Below are 23,138 nucleotides of genomic sequence, written 5' to 3'. Positions count from 1 at the left end.
ATACCTTAAGCCTTTGCCGGGCGGGCTTTGCCGACGCGGGAAACGAGGTTGAGCAGGCCCATGCTGAGCCAGGTGATCGAGAAGGCGATGACGGCGAGCGCTGAAGGCTCATAGGCCTTGTTGGCGCCGACGAGCTGCAAGTAGGGACCGAAGGCCGGACGGTTGAGCAGTGCGGCGAAGGTGAATTCACCCATGACGATCGCGAGCGTGATGAAGGCACCTGAGAGCACGCCGCTCATGACGTTGGGGAAAATGCACTTGAACATGATGGTCGTCCAGCTGGCGCCGAGACTTTCGGCTGCCTCCGTCAGGGTGCGGACGTCGATGGCGCGCATGGCGGTATCGACGGCACGGTACATGTAGGGCAGGGACAGGGTGATATAGGAGAAGACCAGCAGGATGTTGGTGCCAGTCGTCGAACCCGTCAGCGGCAGGTAGGACGACGAATTGTACATCCTGAGGTAACCGAAGACGATGACGATTGCGGGAATCACAAGCGGCAGCAGCGTGATGAATTCGACGACGGGGCGCATCTGCGGCAGGCGCAGCCGCACCCAATAGGCCGTTGGCACGACAAGCAGCATGCCGAAGACGATGGTGAGTAACGCCATCAGCATGGAATAGCCGAAGGTCTCGCGGAACTGAGCGTCCGAAAAGACCGATTGATAGGCGTCGAGGCTGTATTCGCCGCGGCGCATGCGCAGCGAAAACTCGATTGTGCCGATCAGCGGGATGATAAAGTAGGACGCGCCGAGAATGATGGCGATCCAGGCTCCGAGACGTTGAGCTTTCATTTCTGCCACCGTTCGGCGCGCATGCGCAGCAGGAGGTAAAGGACGTTGGAGACGCCGGTTATCACGATCATGCCGAGCGCAATGGCGTAACCGAGGTTGGCATTATGCAGAACGTCGCCGCGGATCTGCGCATAAAGCAGGATCGGCACGATGTTCAGCGAGCTGCCGGTCAGCGCAAAGGCTGTGGCGATGGCGCCGAAGGCATTGGCGAAGAGCAGCAGCGTCGTGCCGAGCAGGCTCGGCCAGAGGATCGGCAGCGCGACCATCGTCCAGTACTGACGGTTGGTGGCGCCGAGAATCTGCGATGCTTCGCGCCATTCCTTCTTCATGCCGTCGAGGGCCGGCGTCAGGATCAACACCATCAACGGGATCTGGAAATACATGTAGGTGATGGTGAGGCCGAAGAAGGACAGCAGGTTGAAACCGGTGCCGTAGAGATTAAAGCCGAACCATTCGCGCAGGAAGATCGTCACAAGGCCGGTGCGGCCGAGCGTTGCGAGGAAGGCGAAGGCGAGCGGCACGCCGGCGAAATTCGAGGCGACGCCGGAGAAGGTCAGCAGTGTCGAGCGCACGGAGGCGGGCAGGCCGCCGAGCACGACGGCCCAGGCAAGGAAAAAGCCGATCAACGCGCCGCCGAGGGCGGAGGCGACCGAGACGCGGATACTGATCCAGTAAGCGCTCATGATCGATGGCGTAAAAAGATCGCCGATATTCTTCAGCGTGAAATCGCCCTCGGGCGTCAGGAACGCGCCCACCACGAGATAAAGCGTGGGGATGATCAGGAATAGCAGGGAGAAAATAATGAAGGGTGAGATGCCCAGCCAGTCGATCACGCGGTCTTTGTTGATCAAGGGGGCACTGCTCGCCATCGGCGTTGAAACGGTGCTCATGGAAAAGCTCATCCTGGGGCGTCGGAGTGAGAAAACCTCCCCGCCTTGCGGCGGGGAGGCAGGATCAAAGTTTACTGAACGTTGGCGCCGACGACGGAATCCCAGTTCTTGGTAATGGTTTCCTTGCCGGCGGCCTGCTCTTCCAGCGTCGGGAAGACAGCCTTTTCATAGGCTGCTGCCGGCGGCAGCTTGTCGAGCAGTTCCTTCGGGATCTTGTTGTTCTTGGCAAGATCGTTGAAGCGGATCGGGTGGCAATAGCCCTTCAGCCAGCCGAGCTGACCTTCGTCGGAATAGAGGTATTCCATCCAGAGCTTGGCAGCGTTCGGGTGCGGAGCGAAGGCTGAGATAGCCTGGACGTAGACGCCGGCAACGACGCCGGTCTTCGGAACGACGACCTCGAACGGAGGATTGCCCTTCAGGCCTTCGCCCCACGAGAGGGCGTTGTAGTCCCAGGCGATGACGATCGGCGTGGAGCCCTGCGCGAAGGGAGCAGCCTTGCCGACGACCGGCACGAAATTGCCGCTCTTGTTCAGTTCGGCGAAGAACTTCAGGCCTTCTTCGCCTGCCTTGGCCGCGTCGCCGCCGGATGCGGAGAGACCAGCGGCATAGACGCCCTGGACAGCCTGGTTGGCGCTGCGCGGATCGCCTGCGAGGGCGACGCTGTTTGCATAGTCGCTCTTCTTCAGGTCGGCCCAGTCAGTCGGCGATTCCTTGACGAGATCCTTGTTCACCAGGAGCGCGAGAACGCCGTAATAGTCGCCATACCAGTAGCCTTCAGCATCCTTGGCGCTGTCAGGAATGGAATCCCAGGTGGAGACCTTATAAGGCTGGATCAGGCCGTCTTTCTTGGCGGACGGGCCGAAAGAGAGGCCGACGTCGATGACGTCAGGAGCCTGCGGGCCGGTGTTGCCCTTGTTGGCCTTGATGGCTTCGATTTCGTCGCCCGAACTTGCATCCGGGTTCAGTTCGTTGACCTCGAGGCCGTACTTGGCCTTGAAGCCGGCAATGACGTCGCCATAGCCGCACCAGCTGTGCGGCAGAGCGATCGTCGTCAGGCTGCCTTCCTTTTTGGCGGCGGCGATAAGTTCAGCGCTCGGCTCGGCGGCGGCAATCGCGGTCGAAGCCACGATCATCGCAGTAGAAAGCGACAGAAGTCGAGAAATGTTAGAGATCACTGTTGTTCTCCTTCGGGTTTTCAGTGTCTGGCGATGCTGTTAATGAGATTACATGAAGCTTGTGTGACAGTTCGATGACGTTAATTCTGCTTTGAATAGCGGGGGTTGCGACAAATGTTTTATTTGCGACAACACCGTCTGTTTCCACGAAAAATCCGCCATTGTTTTTCTTCTGTTTTAGTCTTGTCCTCCTAACCCGGTTTACGGAAAAGCTTGGTCTCCTCGAACAGGCCTTCCAGTGTCTTCATGCGCTCCTTCGTCTCGTCCCAGGTCGAATTCTGAACGGCCTCGATCAGCGCTTCGACGATGAAAAGGGTGACGACGGAGGAATCCCAGGCCGACGGCGCCTCGATCCGAACGCGGAAGGCATGCCTGGCGAGCTTGGCGGCCGGCGAGCCCCACTGGTCGGTGAAGACGATGATTTCGGCGCCGCGTTTGCGAGCGGCAGTCGCAAGGCTCACCATTTCCTGCTCATAGCGGCGGATGTCGAAAATGATCAGGATGTCGCCGGCATTCATGTTGAGGACATATTGCGGCCAGCTGCTGGAATTCGACGATAGCAGCGTCGTTGCCGGCCGGATCACCTGCATATGGGTGAAGAAATATTCGGCAAGCGCGCCGGTGATGCGGCCGCCGACGAAATAAAGGCCGCGCTTGCGGTCGGAAAGCAGCGCGGCGACGCTGTCGAACGTCGCGGTGTCGAGATCGGTCAGCGTCTGGCGCAGATTGCCCATGATGGCATCGGCGAAACGGTTGAGAATATGGGTGCCTGGTGCGTTCTGCGCCCAGCGATCGTGCTTGGCGATCGGGTTCGAGATCGTCGCCTCGACTTCCTGATGGAGATGCGCCTGAAAGTCCGGATAGCCCTTGAAGCCAAGCTTCTGCACCATGCGCACGACGGTCGGAGTCGAGACGCCGGCATTCTCGGCAATCGTGGTGATGCTGCCGAGGCCGGAAACCGGATAATTGTCGAGAAGGCTTTCGGCCAACTGCTTCTCGGCACGCGTCAACACCCCCAAATGCGAGTGTATAACGTCCGAAACCGTCTTCGACGCAACTGTCACCTAACTATGCTCCCCGGGATGGTCTGGCGCCACTTTCCCACTCAAAGTTAACAACGCTGTCATAATCCATGTCAACCACTGTCATGAAAAGAAATTTTCAGTGGATGCTTGACACCGGTTGAAACCTGAAGAATTCTTTTCTTCATCAAGAATTTGTTAAGGGATAGGAGTGGCGCCTTTGGTGCTGGCCCGGCCGAAAATCCTCAGTGAAGCGGACGGTGACTGCGTCGGGATCGAACGTATCCACGGCCGGAGCCCGGTGCTTCTTATCTGCGAGCACGCTTCGAATGCGCTTCCAGCCGTTTTCGGCGATCTCGGCCTGCCCAACGAAGCGCTCTCCAGTCACATTGCCTGGGACCCTGGCGCGCTGGCGGTTGCCCGCATCCTATCGGAAGCGCTGGACGCGACGCTCGTTTACCAGCGGTTCTCCCGACTTATCTACGACTGCAACCGGCCGCCCAGTTCACCCGGCGCCATGCCGGAGACCAGCGAGATCTACGCCATTGCCGGCAACAAGGATTTGAGTCCCGAAGAACGGCTTGCGCGCACCGATGCGCTCTATGTGCCTTTCCACGACGCCATTCGCGGGCTGATCCGCGATCGCCGGGCGAGGGGGCAGGACAGCATCATCGTGACGATGCACAGCTTCACGCCGGTCTATCACGGCCGCGAACGCGCGGTCGAACTCGGCATATTGCACGATGAGGATAGCCGGCTCGCCGACCGCATGCTGAGGGCAGCGGCCGCGGCGCCGCTTTACAGAACGGAACGCAACGAGCCTTACGGGCCTGAGGACGGCGTGACCCACACGTTGATCCTGCACGGGCTTTCGAACGGCTTGCGCAATGTGATGATCGAGGTCCGCAACGACCTCATCGCAGACGATATCGGCCAAGGGGTCATGGCCGATTATTTGAAAGGGCTGCTCCAGCAAAGTCTGGACGCCTGAATAAAAAGAAGACCCGAGGGAGCAGTTTAACTGCGAACGTCCGCACGGCGCAAATGCCGCGGGCAATTGGCACTGAATCGGCCCGCAATTCCGCGGCCGATCGTGAACAGGGGGAAGTCATGTCGGACTATACCGAACTGGACAAGAAGCAGGATGTGCACATCCTGCATTCCATGGGCTATGCCCAGGAACTCGAACGGCGAATGAGCTCGTTCTCGAACTTCGCCGTTTCATTCTCCATCATCTGCATCCTTTCCGGCGGCATCAATTCGCTGGCGCAGGCAACCTCCGGTGCCGGCGGAGCTGCTATCGGCATCGGCTGGCCGGTCGGCTGCTTCATCTCGCTGGTCTTCGCCGTCGCCATGGCACAGATCAGTTCCGCCTATCCGACGGCGGGCGGCCTCTATCACTGGGGCTCGATCCTCGGCAACCGCTTCACCGGCTGGCTGACCGCCTGGTTCAACCTGCTTGGTCTCGTCACCGTTCTCGGCGCCATTAATGTCGGCACCTATTATTTCTTCATGGGGTCCTTCGGCACGGGCTACCTCGGTCTGGCGGACACCATCACGGTGCGGATCGTCTTCCTCGTCATCATCACCGGCGCGCAGGCGCTCGTGAACCATATGGGCATTGGGCTGACTGCAAAGCTGACGGACTTCTCGGGTTACCTGATTTTCGCAACCGCCATCGCGCTTGCGGCGGTGTGCCTGTTGTCGGCCCCATCCTATGAATTCAGCCGGCTCTTCGCCTTCGCCAACTATTCCGGCGAAGCGGGCGGCAATGTCTGGCCGACGACGTCGGGCAGCTGGGTTTTCCTGCTCGGCCTGCTGCTGCCGATATATACCATCACCGGCTACGACGCTTCGGCCCATACGTCGGAAGAAACCGTCAAGGCGGCGCACTCCGTTCCGCGCGGCATGGTTTCCTCCGTGCTCTGGTCGGCACTCTTCGGCTACATCATGCTGTGCTCCTTCGTTCTCATGCTGCCAAACATGGACGATGCTGCGAAGCAGGGTTGGAACGTGTTCTTCTGGGCGATGGACACACAGGTCAACGCGACCGTGAAGGACATCCTCTACCTCGCGATCCTCGTCAGCCAGTGGCTGTGCGGCCTTGCGACCGTCACCTCGGTTTCCCGCATGATCTTCGCTTTCTCGCGTGACGGTGGCCTTCCGGCCTCCAAGGCGCTTTCGAAGGTCAGCCCGCAATACCGTACTCCAGTGGCCGCGATCTGGGCGGGTTCCATTCTGTCCGTGCTGTTCGTTTGGTTCACTTCACTCGACTTCATGAAAGTCGGCGACACGCCGGTTTACACGATCGTCGTCTCGTGCACGGTCATCTTCCTGTTCTTCTCCTTCGCGATACCGATCACGCTCGGCCTCTTCGCCTGGGGTACGTCCAAGTGGGACAAGATGGGTCCGTGGAATCTCGGCGAAGGCCTCTTCAAGCTCTTTGCCGTGCTCTCGATCATCGCGATGGTGCTAATCTTCGTTCTCGGGATCCAACCGCCGAACGGTGCTGCGCTTTACGTTACAGTCGGCTTCCTCCTGCTGACGGCAATCGTCTGGTTCGGCTTCGAAAGCCGCCGCTTCAAGGGGCCGCCGATCGGTGCCGAAGTGGCAAAGCGCCAGGCCGAGATCGCGGCCGCCGAAGCCGCCGTCGGCGAAAGCGGCGAACACTAAGCATCGAGCTTCCCTCTCAAATGGCGGGGCCGCATCCTGCGGCCCCATCACCGGTTCAACGAAAATGCATCAGGCCGCAAAGTCCGGCCGAGCGCATGCGATTTCGTTGCCCCGATTTTCTCAATTCAATTCAGGCGGATCAATCATGAGCAGCTACACAATCGACGATCTCAGGAAGGATGTTGCCGAAGGGCGCATTGACACGGTTCTGGCCTGCCAGGTGGATATGCAGGGTCGGCTGATGGGCAAGCGTTTCCAGGCGGAATATTTCGTCGAGAGCGCCTGGAAGGAAACGCATAGCTGCAACTACCTGATCGCCACCGACATGGAGATGGAGACCGTTTCCGGCTACAAGGCGACGAGCTGGGAGAAGGGTTACGGCGACTATACGATGAAGCCGGATCTTGCGACGCTGCGTCGCATTCCCTGGCTCGAAGGCACGGCGCTGGTGCTGTGCGACATGCTCGACCACCATACGCATGAAGAGGTCGCCCATTCTCCACGCGCGATCCTGAAGAAGCAGGTGAAGCGCCTCGAGGATATGGGTATGAAGGCCTACATGGCCTCCGAGCTCGAATTCTTTCTGTTCGACCAGACCTACGAGACGGCGCAGGCCTCGGGCTACCGCAACCTGAAGCTCGCCAGCGCCTATAATGAGGACTACCACATCTTCCAGACCACCAAGGAGGAAGAGGTGATGCGGGCGATCCGCACCGGGCTGCAGGGCGCAGGCATCCCGGTCGAGAACTCCAAGGGCGAGGCTTCGGCCGGCCAGGAGGAGATCAACGTGCGCTACGCCGATGCGCTCGCCATGGCCGACCGGCACGCGATTATCAAGAACGGCTGCAAGGAGATCGCCTGGTCGAAGGGCAAGGCCATCACATTCCTCGCCAAGTGGAATTACAATGCCGCTGGCAGTTCCTCGCATATCCACCAGTCGCTCTGGAGCCTGGAGGAAAAGCCGCTGTTCTTCGACCATACCGGCAAATACGGCATGTCGCCGCTGATGCACAACTACGTCGCCGGCCTTCTCGCCCATGCGAGCGAGATCACCTATTTCCTGGCGCCTTATATCAATTCCTACAAACGCTTCATGGCCGGCACGTTTGCACCGACCAAGGCGATCTGGAGCAAGGACAACCGCACCGCCGGCTACCGGCTCTGCGGCGAGGAGACCAAGGGGATCCGCATCGAGTGCCGCGTGGGCGGTTCCGATCTCAACCCCTATCTCGCTTTCGCCGCGCTGCTTGCCGCCGGCATTGACGGCATCGAAAACAAGCTCGAACTCGAAGCGCCCTTCGTCGGCGACGCCTATGGCGGCAAGGGCGTTCGCGAGATCCCGCGCACGCTGCGTGCGGCGACGGCGGCGATGACGGAATCGGCGATGCTGCGCAAGGCCTTCGGCGACGACGTGATCGACCACTATACGCGCGCCGGCGAATGGGAGCAGGAAGAATACGACCGCCGCATCACCGATTGGGAAGTGGCGCGCGGTTTCGAAAGAGCTTAATAGGCATTTGCGGGCTTGCCCGTCACCCTAGCCCTCTCCCCGTTTGAACGGGAAAGGGGACGTGCCCCGCGCGGGGTTTGCGGTTGAAGAAAACGGCTGCATATTCCCTTCTCCCCGCAAGCGGGGAGAAGTGCCGGCAGGCGAATGAGGGGCCACGGCCTCACTCAAATTTTGAAGAATACGAGGACAGGAACAGATCATGGCAATGATCCAATGCATTTCACCGGTTGACGGTTCGGTCTATGCCGAGCGTGCAGCCCTTTCTCTCGATGCGGCCAAGGATGTCGTGGCGCGTGCCCGCAAGGCGCAGAAGGGCTGGGCGAAGCGGCCGCTCGAAGAGCGTGTGCAACTGGTGCTGAAGGGTGCCGCGCGGCTGAACGAGATGTCCGATGTCGTCGTACCGGAGCTTGCCTGGCAGATGGGCCGGCCGGTCAAGTATGGCGGCGAATACAAGGGTTTCAACGAGCGCTCCAACTATGTGGCCTCGATCGCTGCGGATGCGCTGGCGCCTGTTATCGTCGAGGAGAGCGAGCGTTTCGAGCGCCGCATCGAGCGCGAGGCGCATGGCGTCGTCTTCGTCGTCGCACCATGGAACTATCCCTATATGACGGCCATCAATACGATCGCGCCGGCGCTGATGGCCGGCAATACCGTCGTGCTGAAGCATGCCTCGCAGACGCTGCTGGTCGGCGAGCGGCTGGTGCAGGCCTTCATCGAGGCCGGCGTTCCCGAAGACGTGTTCCAGAACGTCTTCCTCGACCATGAGACGACCTCGGCGCTGATTGCCGCCGGCAGCTTCAATTTCGTCAACTTCACCGGATCGGTCGAAGGCGGACGGTCTATGGAGCGGGCCGCCGCCGGCACGTTCACCGGCCTCGGCCTCGAACTCGGCGGCAAGGATCCGGGTTATGTCATGGAGGACGCCGATCTCGAGGCGGCCGTCGATACGCTGATGGACGGCGCGACCTATAATTCCGGCCAGTGCTGCTGCGGCATCGAGCGCATCTATGTGCATGAATCGCTCTATGACGCCTTCGTCGAGAAATCGGTTGCCTGGGTGTCGAACTACAAGCTCGGCAATCCGCTCGATCCCGAGACGTCGCTAGGGCCGATGGCCCATAAGCGCTTCGCCAAGGTGGTGCGCGAGCAGATCGCCGACGCGGTTTCCAAGGGCGCCAAAGCGCTTGTCGATCCCAAGCTTTTCCCCCAGGATGACGGCGGCGCCTATCTCGCACCGCAGATCCTCGTCGATGTCGACCACTCCATGGCCTTCATGCGCGAGGAGACTTTCGGTCCGGCAGTCGGCATCATGAAAGTGAAGAGCGACGAGGAGGCACTCGCTTTGATGAACGACAGCCAGTACGGGCTGACGGCCTCGCTCTGGACCAGGGATGCCGAGCGGGCAGGGAGGCTCGGCCGCGAGATCGAAACCGGCACCGTATTCATGAACCGCGCAGACTATCTCGACCCGGCGCTTTGCTGGACCGGCGTCAAGGAGACCGGCCGCGGCGGCTCGCTGTCGATCATCGGCTTCCACAATCTGACGCGCCCGAAATCCTTCCATCTGAAGAAAGTCACAGCATGAGCAGCAACATCACCGCAAACTGGAGCTATCCGACATCGGTCAAGCTCGGCCGGGGCCGCATCGCGGAACTGGCCGACGCCTGTAAAAGCCTCGGCATCAAGAAGCCGCTGCTCGTCACCGACCGTGGCCTTGCCTCGATGGCAATCACCAAGACTGCGCTCGATATCCTCGAAGATGCCGGTCTCGGCCGGGCGATCTTTGCCGATGTCGATCCAAACCCGAACGAGAAGAACCTCGAAGCCGGCGTCAGGGCCTTCAAGGACGGCGGCCATGACGGCGTCGTTGCTTTCGGTGGCGGCTCCGGCCTCGATCTCGGCAAGTGCGTCGCTTTCATGGCCGGCCAGACGCGGCCGGTTTGGGACTTCGAAGATATCGGCGACTGGTGGACGCGTGCGAGCCTCGAGGGCATCGCCCCGATCGTCGCGGTGCCGACAACGGCAGGCACCGGTTCGGAAGTCGGGCGCGCCAGCGTCATCACCAATTCCGAAACTCATGTGAAGAAGATCATCTTCCATCCGAAGTTCCTGCCTGGCGTCGTCATTTCCGATCCGGAACTGACGGTTGGCATGCCGAAGATCATCACGGCCGGCACCGGCATGGATGCTTTCGCCCATTGCCTGGAGGCCTATTCCTCGCCGTTCTATCACCCGATGTCAGCCGGCATCGCGCTCGAAGGCATGCGGCTCGTCAAGGAATTCCTGCCGCGCGCCTATCGGGAAGGCACGGATCTGGAGGCTCGCGCCAACATGATGGCCGCCGCCGCCATGGGCGCGGTCGCCTTCCAGAAGGGGCTCGGCGCCATTCACGCGCTGTCGCACCCGATCGGCGCCGTCTACAACACCCATCACGGCATGACCAACGCGGTGGTGATGCCGGCGGTGCTGCGCTTTAACCGCAAGGCGATCGAGGAGAAGATCGGCCGTGCGGCGGCCTATCTCGGCATTTCGGGCGGTTTCGACGGGTTCTACGATTATGTGCTGAAGCTCCGCTCCGAACTCGGCGTGCCGGAGACGCTGTCGGCAATGGGAATCGCTGCCGACCGCATCGACGAATTGTCGGCCATGGCGATCGAAGATCCGAGTGCTGGCGGCAACCCGATTGCAATGACGCTCGAAAATACCAAGGCCCTTTTCAGGGATTGCTTCTGACAACATAAGAGCGGACCAACAGACTGGCCTGGAAAACCTCGGTTTCCAGGCCTTTTTTCGTTTCGGCAACGTCCCTAGAGCCTTTCCGGGTTAGATTGAATCATTCTGCCGGAGCAGGTTTTCGTCAGGGCAAAGGCGATTGGCGACGGGCATACCCCTTGGTACGTCCGAGCCGATCGCCTTTGCCCTGGCGGAAAGATGCCCGGCCCTTCGGGTTGGCTGAAACGGGCCGGCTGATCGACCGGCCGGCTTGGCCGTAGAGCTTGGCTACGACGCGCGCCGGCCGGTCGACCATCCGACTCCGTTTGAGCCAACAGAATGCTTCAATCTAACCCGGAAAGGCTCTAGTTTTAGGGATGTGAAAATACCGGCTGCAATTTCGCCGCGCGTGTTTCGAATTTGTTAACCATAATTAGAAAGGATGCATTAACCGCACAATGCTCCGAGGGTGCGTAAAAGAGCGATTCCAGCTCGCACCATTTTCCTTCCGAGGACCGAACATGCCTGTCATCACATTCGCAAATACCAAGGGCGGCGCCGGCAAGACGACCGCTGTTCTCTTGCTCGCGACCGAGCTTGCCCGCATAGGCTATCGCGTCACCATTCTCGACGCGGACCCGCAGCACTGGATTTCTCGCTGGCACGAAATATCAGGCCATGTGCCCAATGTTTCGGTGATCGATTTCGTGACGACTGCGTCGCTGCCGCTGCATATCAGCGAGAACAAGCACAATACCGACTATTTCATCGTCGACCTGCCGGGTGCGCGCAATCCGCTGCTTGCCACCGCCGTCGGGCTTTCCGACCATGTGCTGATCCCGATCCAGGGCTGTGCGATGGATGCACGCGGCGGCGCGCAGGTGCTCGAACTGCTGCAGTATCTGGATGAGAAGGCGGGCATCAAGATCGGCCATTCGGTGGTGCTCACCCGCGTCAACTCGATGGTGACGACGCGGGCGCTGCAAGTCGTCAAGTCGCTGCTCAGCGAGCGGCATGTGCCGGTGCTCGATACCGCTATCATCGAACGCTCCGCCTTCCGCGACATCTTCGACTGTGGCGGCACGTTGCACACGATCGATCCGACACGCGTCAGCAATCTCGACAAGGCCCGGGAAAACGCTGCCTGTTTTGCCGAAGAAATAATGCGCAAGCTGCCGGCGAGGCTGACGGCATCCGCCCGCGTGACGAGCCCGATGGTCCGCTCCGCCGCCTGAATATATCCCCACCTGAAACGACAAGGCCGCCGGAGCGTTCCGGCGGCCTTGTCGTTGTTATCGTGAGAATGATTTCAGTCGACGAATTCGACCGTCACTCCCGGCTTGACCATCTTGGCAAGCTCGGTGGCATCCCAGTTGGTCAGCCGGATACAACCGTGGCTCTGAGTGCGGCCGATCTTCGAGGGCTCGGGCGTGCCATGGATGCCGTAGGTCGGCTTGGAGAGAGCCATCCAGACGGTGCCGACGGGACCGTTGGGGCCGGGCGGGATGTTGAGAATTTTGTCATTGGCGCCCTGCTGGAAATTGATCTTCGGATTGTAGGTGTAGCCGGGATTGAGGGCGACGCGCTCGACGTTGACCGTGCCTGACGGAGAGGGGGTATCGGTGGAGCCGATCGACGCCGGATAGGCAGCGAGGAGATTGCCGGCGCCGTCATAAGCGAAGACCTGCTTACGGCCCTTGTCGGCGATGATGCGGGCGACCGCGCCGCTCTTCGGCTCGCCCGGATTGACGACCTTGATGACGGTGCCGGGAACGGTGAAGTCGGCGCCGGGGTTCATCTCCTTGAGGAAAGCCTCATCCATGTGGAAACGCTCGGCCAGCATCTCGGTGGTCGAGGTGTAAGCCAGCGACGGCAGCAGCGCCTTATGCGAATAGTCTTCCGGAATCTCGGCGACGAAGGGGCCGGCCGCATCGGCAGGCGTGATTGTATAGCTGACGACGGGCAGCCCGCCGGTCATGCGCAGCTCTTCCAGAATGGCGTCTGTGTTGTTCGGGTCGAGCTTCGAGCCGGTCATCTGATCGTAGGCTAAGATCGCCTTGGTGACGTTCGAACCCATATGGCCGTCGATGACGCCGGGGGAGGCGCCGGCGCGGTCGAGGAAGACCTGCAAAGCGACGATCTCCGGCTTCGATTTGTTGTTCAGCGTGATGACAGGTTCATCGGGTGCGGCCTTCGGCTGATCGGCGGGCGGGATCTGCTGGTCGGGATCGATCGAGGCATAATCGTCGCCGGGCTGCGGATTGCCGATGCTGTTATCCTCGGGATAGAGCTGGTCACCGAGCGGCCGGCGCTCGATCGCGGCATCTCGCGGTATGCCGCCGGTGACAGCGCCGCGCTCGGAATAACGCGTATCGCCATCGGGATTGTTGTCGGAATAATAGGGGTCGTTGCCGTACTGGTCGTTATAGACCTCGCGCGGGCCGGGCCGCGGCGGATAGTAGCCGCGGGCGCGCATCTCGGTGGCGACGACGTTGCCATAGTCGTCGATCAAGACGCGATTGCCGCTACGGTCGCGGGCGTAGATATAGCCGGCTGGAACATAGTCGAGGATTTCACCGCTCGGCGTCACAAGCACGATATCGCTCTGGCGGCGATCGCGGAACTGCTGCGCGCTTGCCTGCGGCGCTGTAGCCGCAAGAGCAGCCAGGACGGCCGCGAGACAAAATGCCGACTTCAAAAAGCGATCCACGTATCATACCTCGATCAGTGACTGGCAGACACACACCTGCCAATTTTGACGCTAGTGTGGAATTTATGAAAGCGTGCTGAACAAAATATGAAAATCACTAAGATTTCCTTTTACTCATAAACGTTTGCGTCCTTGTGTCAGTTCCGCAAAATTCACGGTTGCTGCAAAAACGCAAGATACGGGCGACGCCGATTGACGAATGGCGGCCCGAAACCTAACGCTAGCGCATCATGTTTTGCGAAAATCGATTCCGTTTTTCGCAAAGCATGGTGCGTCGATTCAAAGTGTTAGAGCGTCCTTTGTACGTCCGAAAGGACGCTCGGCGCTCTAAGGGGCCGCCGACAATTCCCCAAGGAGACCGTGATGATCGAATTTGTCGCCGCAAGCGGGCCGCGCCTGATGCTGGACGAAACATCGGTGCTGGATATCGGCGGATGCATCGTCGAAGGCGCCGACATCGCGCCGAAACGCGCCATTCCCGATGACGGAGATCCGCGAATCGATCACTCGCTCGAAGGCTTCCTGTTCACCTGCGGGCCGGACCATATCCGCCACCGCCAACCGATTCCCGGCCGGGACGACGGCAAGGTCTATCCGCTGCACGGATCGGCCTCCGGTCATGCGGCAAAGGTGCTGTGGACGAAGTTCGAGAACGGCAATGCCGAATGCCGGGCCGATATCGACATCACCACCGTCGAGGGACTGCCGCAGCGCATCGAGCGGCTGTGGCGGATCGATGGGGCAACCGGCGAAGTGCGGCTCGAGGACCGGGTCGTCAATACGAGCGATCGGACGGTGCCGACCTTCCTGATGTACCACATGAACACCGGCGGCAAATGGCTGGACGAGGGCACGCGGCTCGAAGGCCGGATGCTGGAAAATGGCGGTTTCCCCTGGACGTTCGGCGAGGAGCCCGGCGGCATCTTCTGCGTCGCGGCGCCGGCGACGGAGGAGGGGTTCGCGGAGGTCCGCCTCGGACCGATCGCCGCAATCGGCGGCAGGACGCTGCGGGTGCGTTTCCGTGTCGACACACTGCCCCATCTGCAGGTCTGGCGGAACCAGAAGGCGCCGGCCCATATCATCGGCATCGAACCGGTTTCGCATCGGTGGATATCGCGCGACGAGCTTGAGGCAGCCGGTGAGTTCAACATGCTGGCGCCCGGCGAGAGCCGCAGCTATGCGCTGACCTTTGCCTTCCTGTGAGCGAAGTGTTGTTGACGCTGGCAGACCTCCGTCGTAGACCTTCAGCCCACGATTTTTGAGGAGACAAGACGATGGATGTTCGCCAAATCGACGATGAATATTCGGTTTCGGGCCAGATCACGCTTGAGGAGCTCGACGAGATCAAGGCGCTGGGGTTCAAATCGATCGTCTGCCACCGCCCCGATCACGAAAGTCCTGACCAGACGTCGTTCTCCGTTATCGAGGCGCGCGCCAAGGAGCTCGGCCTGAATATCGCCCATGTTCCTGTTGGGCCGATGGGCGTGACCGAGGAAGCCGTGCAGGGCATGGTCGACGCACTCGACGAATTCCCTCGGCCGATGCTCGGCTATTGCCGTTCCGGCGCACGCTCGACGGCGATCTACCAGAAGACCCACCATATCCGCAATTGAGCCCCGTTCCGGGCGCCATTTCGGGCGTTGAACCTCAGCGCCTCCACCTTCCATTCACTCAGGAGACTATGATGAGCATCAAGCGTATCGACGTCGGCTCGCGCATGAGCGGCGCCGTCATTCACGGCAATACAGTCTATCTCGCAGGTCAGGTCGGCGAGGGCGAAAGCGTCACCGATCAGTGCAAGTCCTCGCTTGCCGAAGTCGACCGGCTGCTGGCTGCATCAGGCAGCAGCAAGTCGAAGATCCTGCAGACGATCATCTACCTCGCCGACATCGCCGATTTCGCCGAGATGAACGCCGTCTGGGAAGGCTGGATCGATCCGGCCAATCCGCCGGCCCGCGCCACCAGCGAAGCCAAGCTCGCTGCGCCGAAATACAAGGTCGAGTTCATCATCACAGCCGCACTCGACTGAAGTCGCAGCGTCCCTATCCTTCAAGGCCGGTGAGTTTTCTCACCGGCTTTTTGTTTGCGCGATTTCCGAGAGCGTGCGCGTCGGCGTGATCGCTTCGGGATCGAGCTTGATTTCGATGATTGCAGGTTTGCCGCTGGCGCGCGCCCGCTCGAAGGCCGGGGCGAAATCCGCCGTCGTCTCCACCGTCTCGCCGTGGCCGCCATAGGCGCGGGCAAGAGCTGCGAAGTCGGGATTGGTCAGATCGGTGCTGCTGACGCGGCCGGGATACTCGCGCTCCTGATGCATGCGGATCGTGCCGTAGATGCCATTGTTGACGACGACTGCGATGATCGGCAGGCCGTAGCGGATGGCGGTCGCGAATTCCTGTCCGTGCATCAGGAAGCAGCCGTCGCCGGCAAAGCAGATGACCTCGCGCTCGGGAAAGAGCCGCTTGGCGGCGACGGCGGCCGGCAGGCCGTAACCCATTGAGCCTGAGGTGGGGGCGGCTTGGGTGTTGAAGCGGCGAAAACGATGGAAGCGGTGCACCCAGGTGGCGTAGTTGCCCGCACCATTGGTGAAGATCGTCTCCGGCCCGGTATTGGCCTCCAGCCATTCCATGATCGGCCCCATATGGACGGCGCCCGGTCCGCTCAAGGGCGGCTTCGACCAGGCGAGATAGGCCTGGTGCAGGCGCGCGGTGCGCTCGGCCCAGTGTGGTTCGGCCGGCGCTTCCAGATCGGCGAGGGCGGCCACGAAATCGGCAGGTGCTGCGCAGATGGCAAGATCCGGACGGTAGATGCGGCCGAGCTCGGAAGCGTCGGGATAGATATGCACCAGCGATTGCTGGGGGTAGGGGATATCGATCAGCGTATAGGACGAGGACGGCATCTCCGACATGCGGCTGCCGAGCAGGATCAGCAGGTCGCTTTCCTTGATCTCTTTTGCCAATGCCGGATTGATGCCGATGCCGACATCGCCGGCGTAGCAGGGATGGAGATGATCGAACAGCATCTGCCGGCGGAAGGAGCAGCCGATAGGCAGTTGGAAACGCTCGGCGAAACTCTGAAAATCGGCGACGGCATCGGCATCCCAGCGTGTGCCGCCAAGGATTGCCATCGGCCGCTCGGCTTTCAGCAGGCGGAGATAAAAATCGTCGATCTGCCGGCGGCCGGGATGGGCCTCGACGTTGGCATAGTGTCTGGCGCGGGGTGCCTCGACCTCATCGCGCAGCATGTCCTCCGGCAGCGTCAGCACGACCGGGCCGGGCCGGCCGGAGGTTGCGACCGCAAAGGCGCGGGTGACGAACTCTGGAATGCGGGCCGCATCGTCGATCTCGCCCACCCATTTGGCGAATTCGGTAAAGGCGCGGCGGAACTCGACCTCCTGGAAGGCTTCGCGCTCGCGTGCTTCGCGCTGCACCTGGCCGATGAACAGGATCATCGGGATCGAGTCCTGTTTGGCGATATGCAGGCCGGCGGAGGCGTTGGTGGCGCCGGGGCCACGGGTCACCATGCAGATGCCGGGTTCGCCGGTCAGCCGGCCCCAGCAATCCGCCATCATCGCCGCTCCGCCCTCCTGGCGGCAGACGAGGACGTCGATATCGCTGTCGCGCAACGCGTCGAGCACGGCAAGGAAGCTCTCGCCGGGCACGCAGGAGAGACGCTGGACGCCGTTCGCCTTCAGCGCCTCGACGATCAGTTCCCCGCCGGTTTTTTTCATGACGATGCCTTCTTCACGACAATGCCTTTCTCGCGCTCTGCGAGTTCCGCCAGAATTTCTGCCTGGTGTTCGCCGAGACGCGGGCTCGGCCTGATATAACGCAGCGGCGTCTCCGACAGCACCACAGGCGTCCTGACACCGGGGATCACGGTGCCGGCGGCATCCGCAAGGTCGATGCGCAGGCCGCGGGCCTGCACCTGCGGATGGGCGAACATTTCCTCGATCGTATTGATTGCGCCTGACGGAACCGCGTTCTCTTCACAGGCCTTCAGCAGATCCGCCTTCTGCCATTTCAGCGTTTCGGTGGAGACGAGGCGGCGCACTTCGCCGCGATTGCCGACGCGGGCCTTGTTGGTGGCGAAACGCTCGTCGCTGGCGATGGTCTCCAGGCCGAGGATGGTGCAGAGGCGGCGGAACTGGCCGTCGTTTCCAACCGCGAGAATGAGGTAACCATCCGCCGTCGGCACGACCTCATAGGGCGAGATATTGGGATGGGCATTGCCGAGGCGGGTCGGCGCCTCGCCGGAGACCAGGTAATTCATGTTCTGATTGGCGAGCACGGCCGATTGCACGTCGAGCAGGGCCATGTCGACCAACTGGCCTTCGCCTGACTTCAGGGCATGGATCAGGGCGGCTTCGATCGCCGCGACGGCATAAATGCCGGTGAAGATATCGGCGATGGCGACGCCTGCCTTCATCGGCTGGCCGCCCGGCTCCCCGGTAATCGACATGAAGCCGGACATGCCCTGGACGATGTAATCGTAGCCGGCGAGGCTGGCATAAGGGCCGTTCTGGCCGAAGCCGGTGATCGAGCAATAGACGAGCTTCGGGTTGACCTTGCGCAGGCTGTCATAATCGAGCCCGTATTTGACGAGGCCGCCGAGCTTGAAATTCTCGATCACCACATCGGCGGTGGAGACGAGGCGGCGGACGAGATCCTGGCCTTCGGCGCTCTTCAGGTCGGCGGTGACTGAGCGCTTGCCGCGATTGGCGGCGTGATAATAGGCGGCCGAGAGATTTTCGCCGTCGGCGCCTTCGACGAAGGGTGGCCCCCATTGGCGCGTATCGTCGCCGCCGTCGGGATTTTCGACCTTGATGACGTCTGCACCGAGATCGGCGAGCATCTGTCCCGCCCAAGGGCCGGCGAGCACACGGGCAAGCTCGATCACCCGGATGCCGGCAAGCGGCGGTTTTTTCGTCACGGTCTCCGTCATGTTCCTCCCGGCTCTCGTTCTTAGATTTAGGGCGCCAGCGTCGCCTCTGATGTACCGGATACCGGTTTCGATGCAAAGCGGCGCTCGCGCCAGACAATGTAGAAGCCCGACGCCATGATAATCATGATGCCGAGCCATTTGACCGCATCCGGGAAGTCGCCAAAGACCAGCCAGGCGAAGATCGTCGCCGAGACGATCTCGAAATATTGCAGCGGTGCGAGCGTCGAGGCTGGTGCTGCGCGATAGGCATAGACGCCGAGGATGCCCGATATCGCGGCCATGGCGCCGACGCCGGCGACATAGAACCAGGCGCGGCCATCCGGCATGACCGGATCGAAGAGATCGGAGCCGGTTCCCTGGCCGAGGAAAAGCAGGATGGCGCAGAAAAGCAGGCCCCAGATGCTCATCTGGAACTGCATCGCCCAAGGGTCCTCCCTGTGCGAGAGGACGCGCGTCATCAGCACGAAGATGGCAATGCAGAGCGCGCTGACGACAGGCAGAAGCGCGACGTAGCCGACTTCTTCGAAACTCGGCTGAATGATCAGCATCGCCCCGAAGAAGCCGACGCCGCAGGCACTATAGCGCCGCCAGCCAATCGTCTCCTTCAAGAAAATGCCGCCGAGGATCGTCAGCATGATCGGCTCGACGAAGAAGATCGCAATCGCGTCGGCGACCGCCATGTATTTCAGCGTGGTGACGAAGGAGATCATCGAGACAGTGATGATCGCGCCGCGGATGGCATGGAACAGGTTCTGGCGCCAGGAAAAATCGGCGAAGCTGCGCCGCCATATCACAATCGGCAGCATGCAGAGCGCCTGCACGGCGAAGCGGCCGGCGGTGATCTCCGCGGACGGGATTGTGACGATGGCAAGCTTGGCGAAAATATCGATGAGCGGCGAGAACATCACCGAGATAAACATCAGCACAAGCCCCATCGTCACGTCGGAGGCGGACGAAACGGGGCGGGCGGAGGTGCTGTTCATGATGAAATCCCTGTACTCAGGATATTGGTCGCTCAGGATCTTGCGACGGCCCTGTCGCACCAGTCCGCAAAGGCTGCGATCGCCGCATCCGCGCCGATCTCATTCAGTGTTTCGTGCCGCATGTCCTGATATATCTCAGTGCTGATACGGGAGAAGCCTTGGCCTTTCAAATGGTTTGACAGCCAGAGCACGGCTTTTCCACGTTCCGTCGCCGGGTCTTCTCCGCCGCCGACGAGATGGATCGGCATGTCCCGCGGCAGCCGGTCGAGGTGGATTTTCTGCGGCGCGCGGAAGGTCAGTTCGAAGAGATCGAGCCAGAGAGAGACCGAGGCGTCGAAGCCGCAGAGCGGATCGGCGACATATTTGTCGACTTCATCAGGTCTGCGCGACAGCCAGTCGAACTCGGTGCGGCGGCCGGGAATGGATTTGCCCCAGGTGCTGAAGGTGAGCTTCGGCAGCAAGCCGCTCGGCACGTCGGAGCCCTTCAGCATGCGCTCGGCAAGCAGCATCGCCTGGGCGGCGCGGCCGGCAAGGCCGACGGCGAAATTCGAATTCCAGACGGCGACGGCGTCGAAGTCGGCCGGAGCCGTGACGGCAGCGTTGAGGGCGATGAGGCCGCCCATCGAATGGCCGAAAAGGATCACCGGCAGACCGGGATGGCGGGAGGCCGCATGGCCGCGGATGGCGATGACGTCGCCGATCACCCTTTCGACGCCACTGCGCCGGGCGAAGCGGCCGATCGGCGCATCGGGTGCCGTCGTCTCGCCGTGGCCTCGATGATCATGGGCATAGACATGATAACCGCGCACCGCCATCGCCTCGGCAAAGGAGCGGTATCGTTTCGAATGCTCGGCCAAGCCATGCGAGATCAACAGGATGCCGCGTGGAGGGGTGATGGCCTCAGCATGGTGATAGGCCAGCGACGCCCCTGGCACGGCGAGCCTTTGCGTTTCAGAAAACATGTGGGTCCTCCCGGCGGCAACAGACCAGATCGCCGGGTAATTGCAACATGGGCATTTGATCATCTGATAACAATTTGCGGCCGTGTTGCGATTCAGGGTTGCGGCCTTTTGATTTTGATGCTTATTTGTTCCTGTATTGTTCTTTTTTTGGGGGTTGAAATGAGCAGCATGCAGTTGCGTACCTTGACGTTTGCCGTGTCGATGGTTGTTGCCGGCGCCGGCGTGGCGCAGGAGGCTGGCGGGCGCACCCGCTTCATTCTGGCGGCAAGCTGGCAGCCGGCCTTTTGCCAGACGAACCAGAAGAAAGCCGAATGTGCGAGCCAGACCGGCGAGCGCCCCGACGCGACGAACTTTTCGTTGCACGGACTTTGGCCGATGCGGCAGGATTATTGCGGCGTGAGCGCCGAGCAGAAGGCCGCCGACAAGGATGGCGACTGGAACAAGCTGCCGGAGGTCACGCTTGCGGCCGAGACGAAGACGGCGCTGGCAAAGGCGATGCCCGGCACGCAATCCGGCCTGGAACGGCATGAATGGGTGAAGCATGGCACCTGCACGAAGATGAGCGCCGACGACTATTTCGGCGTCGGCGTGCATCTCGTGGGCGCGCTCAACGCGTCGGCGGTGCGCGATCTTTTCGCTGCCAATATCGGCAAGCCGGTCAAGGCCGACGCGATCAAGGCGGCTTTCGACAAGAGCTTCGGGCCGGGTGCCGGCGACCGCGTCAAGATGAGTTGCCGGCGGGCCGGCAATGTCAGGATGATCAGCGAGCTGACGATCGGGCTTTCGGAAGCCGCCGGGGCGGCATCGGCGAAAACTACCGGCCTCGCCGACCTGATCCAGGGCGCTGGAAAAACGTCGTTCGGCTGTGACGAGGGCGTCGTCGACGCTGCGGGCTTTTGAGCGGAAATCCTGAGTAAACCGGGTTTGGCGTTGCCCGCAGGCGCTGTTTCGCCTACATAGCGGCACAATCGAAGTTTCCCGCCCGGAGCAGCGCAGCATGGCACGTCAGTTCATCTATCATATGTCCGGCCTCAACAAGGCCTATGGCAACAAGAAGATCCTGGAGAATATCCACCTTTCGTTCTACCCGGATGCCAAGATCGGTATCCTTGGTCCGAACGGCGCGGGTAAATCCACCGTGCTGCGCATCATCGCAGGTCAGGACAAGGAGTATACCGGCGAAGCCTGGCTCGCCGAAGGTGCGACGGTCGGCTATCTGGAGCAGGAGCCGCATCTCGATCCCAACAAGACGGTGTTCGAGAATGTCATGGAAGGCGTTGCTTCGAAGACGGCTGTCCTCGATCGCTATAATGAATTGATGATGAACTATTCCGACGAGACGGCGGAAGAGGGCGCCAAGCTTCAGGACGTCATCGACAGCCAGAACCTCTGGGATCTGGAAAGCCAGGTCGAGATGGCGATGGAAGCCCTGCGCTGCCCGCCGCGCGACGCCGAAGTCACCAGCCTTTCCGGTGGTGAGCGTCGCCGTGTCGCGCTCTGCCGCCTGCTGCTTTCGCAGCCGGATCTGCTGCTGCTCGACGAACCGACCAACCACCTGGACGCCGAAACCATCGCCTGGCTCGAAAAACATCTGCGCGACTATCCGGGCGCCGTGATGATGATTACCCACGATCGCTACTTCCTGGACAACGTCACCGGATGGATCCTCGAACTGGACCGCGGCCGTGGCATCCCCTACGAAGGGAACTATTCGGCCTACCTGCAGGCGAAAGCCAAGCGCATGCTGCAGGAAAGCCGCGAAGACGCATCGCGCCAGAAGGCGATCAGCCGCGAACAGGAATGGATCGCGTCCAGCCCGAAGGCCCGTCAGGCCAAATCCAAGGCGCGTATCAAGTCCTACGAGCAGCTGGTGGATGCCGCCGAGAAGCAGCGTCCCGGCGACGCGCAGATCATCATCCCGGTCAGCGAGCGCCTCGGCCAGGTGGTCATCGAAATGGACGGCATCACCAAGGGCTTCGAGGGCCGCACGCTTATCAACGACCTGTCGATCAAGCTGCCGCCGGGCGGCATCGTCGGCATCATCGGCCCGAACGGCGCCGGCAAGACGACGCTATTCAGGATGATCACCGGCCAGGAAACGCCGGATGGCGGTTCGATCCGCATCGGCGAGACCGTGCATCTCGGTTATGTCGACCAGAGCCGTGACACCCTTGCGGCCGACAAGACGGTCTGGGAGGAAATCTCCGGCGGCGCCGAAATCATCAAGCTCGGCAAGTTCGACATGAACTCCCGTGCCTATTGCGGCGCCTTCAACTTCAAGGGCGGCGACCAGCAGCAAAAGGTCGGCAATCTCTCTGGTGGTCAGCGCAACCGTGTTCACCTTGCCAAGATGCTGAAGGCCGGCGGCAACGTTCTGCTGCTCGACGAACCGACCAACGACCTCGATACGGAAACGCTGGGTGCGTTGGAAAACGCGCTGGAGAACTTTGCCGGCTGCGCCATCATCATCAGCCATGATCGCATGTTTCTCGACCGTCTGGCGACGCATATCCTCGCTTTCGAAGGCGATGGTCATGTCGAATGGTTCGAAGGCAACTTCGAGGATTATGAACAGGACAAGGTGCGCCGCCTCGGCCCCGACGCCCTCAACCCGGGCAGCCAGGCTCATAAGCGCCTGACACGCTGATTTCACTCATTTTTGCTTGCGGAAGCCCCGGTTCGGCCGGGGCTTTTTCATGTCACGCCTTGTCGCAATCTGAGCAGCCAATTTCGCGGAGAGTGCGAATTGCCGCTTGCCACTGCTTT

20 protein-coding genes are annotated in these 23,138 nt (G+C 61.2%); 11 read left to right on the top strand and 9 right to left on the bottom strand.

Translation table 11 applies throughout. The features are described 5' to 3' along the window. Window positions 1–5 precede the first annotated feature (5 nt). From RL_RS17255 to RL_RS17240, 4 genes are all read right to left on the bottom strand, one after another. Window positions 6–794: an ABC transporter permease gene (locus RL_RS17255; RefSeq protein ID WP_003541491.1), complete on the bottom strand. Its 789-nt coding sequence runs from the start codon at window positions 792–794 to the stop codon at window positions 6–8. Beyond that, window positions 791–1,684, bottom strand: a complete 894-nt coding sequence (locus tag RL_RS17250; protein WP_003541488.1) for an ABC transporter permease — start codon at window positions 1,682–1,684, stop codon at window positions 791–793. Before RL_RS17250 ends, RL_RS17255 begins: the two co-directional genes overlap by 4 nt. A 71-nt stretch (window positions 1,685–1,755) precedes the next feature. Continuing rightward, window positions 1,756–2,859: an ABC transporter substrate-binding protein gene (locus RL_RS17245; RefSeq protein ID WP_011652839.1), complete on the bottom strand. Its 1,104-nt coding sequence runs from the start codon at window positions 2,857–2,859 to the stop codon at window positions 1,756–1,758. 191 nt (window positions 2,860–3,050) lie between these two features. Next, window positions 3,051–3,923 carry a MurR/RpiR family transcriptional regulator gene (locus RL_RS17240; RefSeq protein ID WP_011652838.1) on the bottom strand — a complete coding sequence of 291 codons (873 nt, stop codon included), beginning with the start codon at window positions 3,921–3,923 and terminating at the stop codon, window positions 3,051–3,053. A gap of 178 nt (window positions 3,924–4,101) precedes the next feature. Between RL_RS17240 and RL_RS17235 the strand changes: the two genes are divergently transcribed. From RL_RS17235 to RL_RS17210, 6 genes are all read left to right on the top strand, one after another. Further along, window positions 4,102–4,872: an N-formylglutamate amidohydrolase gene (locus RL_RS17235; protein WP_028740666.1), complete on the top strand. Its 771-nt coding sequence runs from the start codon at window positions 4,102–4,104 to the stop codon at window positions 4,870–4,872. A 119-nt stretch (window positions 4,873–4,991) separates the two neighbouring features. Further along, on the top strand, window positions 4,992–6,554 hold the full coding sequence (locus RL_RS17230; RefSeq protein WP_011652836.1) for an amino acid permease: 1,563 nt from the start codon (window positions 4,992–4,994) through the stop codon (window positions 6,552–6,554). Window positions 6,555–6,699: 145 nt separating this feature from the next. Then, the gene (locus tag RL_RS17225; protein WP_011652835.1) at window positions 6,700–8,064 is read left to right on the top strand and encodes a glutamine synthetase family protein; all 1,365 of its coding nucleotides are present in this window, start codon (window positions 6,700–6,702) and stop codon (window positions 8,062–8,064) included. A 199-nt stretch (window positions 8,065–8,263) separates the two neighbouring features. Next, on the top strand, window positions 8,264–9,649 hold the full coding sequence (locus RL_RS17220; RefSeq protein ID WP_011652834.1) for an aldehyde dehydrogenase family protein: 1,386 nt from the start codon (window positions 8,264–8,266) through the stop codon (window positions 9,647–9,649). Further along, window positions 9,646–10,797 (top strand): iron-containing alcohol dehydrogenase, encoded by a 1,152-nt coding sequence (locus RL_RS17215; RefSeq protein ID WP_011652833.1) that lies wholly within the window; start codon window positions 9,646–9,648, stop codon window positions 10,795–10,797. The genes RL_RS17220 and RL_RS17215 overlap by 4 nt, the downstream gene beginning before the upstream one ends. Before the next feature lie 500 nt (window positions 10,798–11,297). Then, complete coding sequence (locus tag RL_RS17210; protein ID WP_011652832.1) at window positions 11,298–12,011, top strand: ParA family protein; 714 nt, start codon at window positions 11,298–11,300, stop codon at window positions 12,009–12,011. A gap of 74 nt (window positions 12,012–12,085) precedes the next feature. Here RL_RS17210 and RL_RS17205 read toward each other — a convergent pair whose 3' ends face one another. Then, on the bottom strand, window positions 12,086–13,486 hold the full coding sequence (locus RL_RS17205; protein WP_028740841.1) for a L,D-transpeptidase family protein: 1,401 nt from the start codon (window positions 13,484–13,486) through the stop codon (window positions 12,086–12,088). Between the two features lie 363 nt (window positions 13,487–13,849). On the opposite strand from RL_RS17205, the gene RL_RS17200 reads away from it, so the two are divergent. From RL_RS17200 to RL_RS17190, 3 genes are all read left to right on the top strand, one after another. Beyond that, window positions 13,850–14,689 (top strand): aldose 1-epimerase family protein, encoded by an 840-nt coding sequence (locus RL_RS17200; protein ID WP_011652830.1) that lies wholly within the window; start codon window positions 13,850–13,852, stop codon window positions 14,687–14,689. Window positions 14,690–14,760: 71 nt separating this feature from the next. Then, entirely contained in the window at window positions 14,761–15,099 is a 339-nt protein-coding gene (locus tag RL_RS17195; protein WP_011652829.1) for a TIGR01244 family sulfur transferase, read from the top strand. A 71-nt stretch (window positions 15,100–15,170) separates the two neighbouring features. Beyond that, the gene (locus tag RL_RS17190; protein WP_003541466.1) at window positions 15,171–15,515 is read left to right on the top strand and encodes a RidA family protein; all 345 of its coding nucleotides are present in this window, start codon (window positions 15,171–15,173) and stop codon (window positions 15,513–15,515) included. A 39-nt stretch (window positions 15,516–15,554) separates the two neighbouring features. On the opposite strand, the gene RL_RS17185 is transcribed toward RL_RS17190, so the two are convergent. Genes RL_RS17185 through RL_RS17170 form a run of 4 tightly spaced genes read right to left on the bottom strand, consistent with a single transcriptional unit; the run spans window position 15,555 to window position 20,372 of the window. Further along, window positions 15,555–17,213: a thiamine pyrophosphate-binding protein gene (locus RL_RS17185; protein WP_011652827.1), complete on the bottom strand. Its 1,659-nt coding sequence runs from the start codon at window positions 17,211–17,213 to the stop codon at window positions 15,555–15,557. Continuing rightward, a complete protein-coding gene (locus RL_RS17180; protein WP_011652826.1) occupies window positions 17,210–18,427 on the bottom strand; it encodes a CaiB/BaiF CoA transferase family protein in 1,218 nt (405 codons plus the stop codon). Before RL_RS17180 ends, RL_RS17185 begins: the two co-directional genes overlap by 4 nt. A 26-nt stretch (window positions 18,428–18,453) precedes the next feature. Next, complete coding sequence (locus tag RL_RS17175; RefSeq protein ID WP_011652825.1) at window positions 18,454–19,410, bottom strand: DMT family transporter; 957 nt, start codon at window positions 19,408–19,410, stop codon at window positions 18,454–18,456. 32 nt (window positions 19,411–19,442) lie between these two features. After that, on the bottom strand, window positions 19,443–20,372 hold the full coding sequence (locus RL_RS17170; RefSeq protein ID WP_011652824.1) for an alpha/beta fold hydrolase: 930 nt from the start codon (window positions 20,370–20,372) through the stop codon (window positions 19,443–19,445). A gap of 159 nt (window positions 20,373–20,531) precedes the next feature. On the opposite strand from RL_RS17170, the gene RL_RS17165 reads away from it, so the two are divergent. After that, window positions 20,532–21,272, top strand: a complete 741-nt coding sequence (locus tag RL_RS17165; RefSeq protein WP_028740846.1) for a ribonuclease T2 family protein — start codon at window positions 20,532–20,534, stop codon at window positions 21,270–21,272. Window positions 21,273–21,369: 97 nt separating this feature from the next. Then, window positions 21,370–23,019 (top strand): energy-dependent translational throttle protein EttA, encoded by a 1,650-nt coding sequence (ettA, locus tag RL_RS17160; RefSeq protein ID WP_011652822.1) that lies wholly within the window; start codon window positions 21,370–21,372, stop codon window positions 23,017–23,019. The last annotated feature ends 119 nt before the right edge of the window (window positions 23,020–23,138 follow it).

Source organism: Rhizobium johnstonii 3841, assembly GCF_000009265.1.
GTDB classification, from domain to species: domain Bacteria; phylum Pseudomonadota; class Alphaproteobacteria; order Rhizobiales; family Rhizobiaceae; genus Rhizobium; species Rhizobium acaciae.
Note: the sequence above shows the minus strand (reverse complement) of the source record. Positions and strands in the feature narration are given on the sequence as shown.

What these genes read in the sequence shown, in the direction of transcription:
- RL_RS17215 (WP_011652833.1), top strand. Translation starts at nt 9,646, where the DNA reads ATGAGCAGCAACATCACCGCAAACTGGAGCTATCCGACATCGGTCAAG.
- RL_RS17255 (WP_003541491.1), bottom strand. Translation starts at nt 794, where the DNA reads ATGAAAGCTCAACGTCTCGGAGCCTGGATCGCCATCATTCTCGGCGCG.
- RL_RS17190 (WP_003541466.1), top strand. Translation starts at nt 15,171, where the DNA reads ATGAGCATCAAGCGTATCGACGTCGGCTCGCGCATGAGCGGCGCCGTC.
- RL_RS17210 (WP_011652832.1), top strand. Translation starts at nt 11,298, where the DNA reads ATGCCTGTCATCACATTCGCAAATACCAAGGGCGGCGCCGGCAAGACG.
- RL_RS17185 (WP_011652827.1), bottom strand. Translation starts at nt 17,213, where the DNA reads ATGAAAAAAACCGGCGGGGAACTGATCGTCGAGGCGCTGAAGGCGAAC.
- RL_RS17220 (WP_011652834.1), top strand. Translation starts at nt 8,264, where the DNA reads ATGGCAATGATCCAATGCATTTCACCGGTTGACGGTTCGGTCTATGCC.
- RL_RS17180 (WP_011652826.1), bottom strand. Translation starts at nt 18,427, where the DNA reads ATGACGGAGACCGTGACGAAAAAACCGCCGCTTGCCGGCATCCGGGTG.
- RL_RS17225 (WP_011652835.1), top strand. Translation starts at nt 6,700, where the DNA reads ATGAGCAGCTACACAATCGACGATCTCAGGAAGGATGTTGCCGAAGGG.
- RL_RS17250 (WP_003541488.1), bottom strand. Translation starts at nt 1,684, where the DNA reads ATGAGCACCGTTTCAACGCCGATGGCGAGCAGTGCCCCCTTGATCAAC.
- RL_RS17200 (WP_011652830.1), top strand. Translation starts at nt 13,850, where the DNA reads ATGATCGAATTTGTCGCCGCAAGCGGGCCGCGCCTGATGCTGGACGAA.
- RL_RS17170 (WP_011652824.1), bottom strand. Translation starts at nt 20,372, where the DNA reads ATGTTTTCTGAAACGCAAAGGCTCGCCGTGCCAGGGGCGTCGCTGGCC.
- RL_RS17175 (WP_011652825.1), bottom strand. Translation starts at nt 19,410, where the DNA reads ATGAACAGCACCTCCGCCCGCCCCGTTTCGTCCGCCTCCGACGTGACG.
- RL_RS17165 (WP_028740846.1), top strand. Translation starts at nt 20,532, where the DNA reads ATGAGCAGCATGCAGTTGCGTACCTTGACGTTTGCCGTGTCGATGGTT.
- ettA (WP_011652822.1), top strand. Translation starts at nt 21,370, where the DNA reads ATGGCACGTCAGTTCATCTATCATATGTCCGGCCTCAACAAGGCCTAT.
- RL_RS17230 (WP_011652836.1), top strand. Translation starts at nt 4,992, where the DNA reads ATGTCGGACTATACCGAACTGGACAAGAAGCAGGATGTGCACATCCTG.
- RL_RS17195 (WP_011652829.1), top strand. Translation starts at nt 14,761, where the DNA reads ATGGATGTTCGCCAAATCGACGATGAATATTCGGTTTCGGGCCAGATC.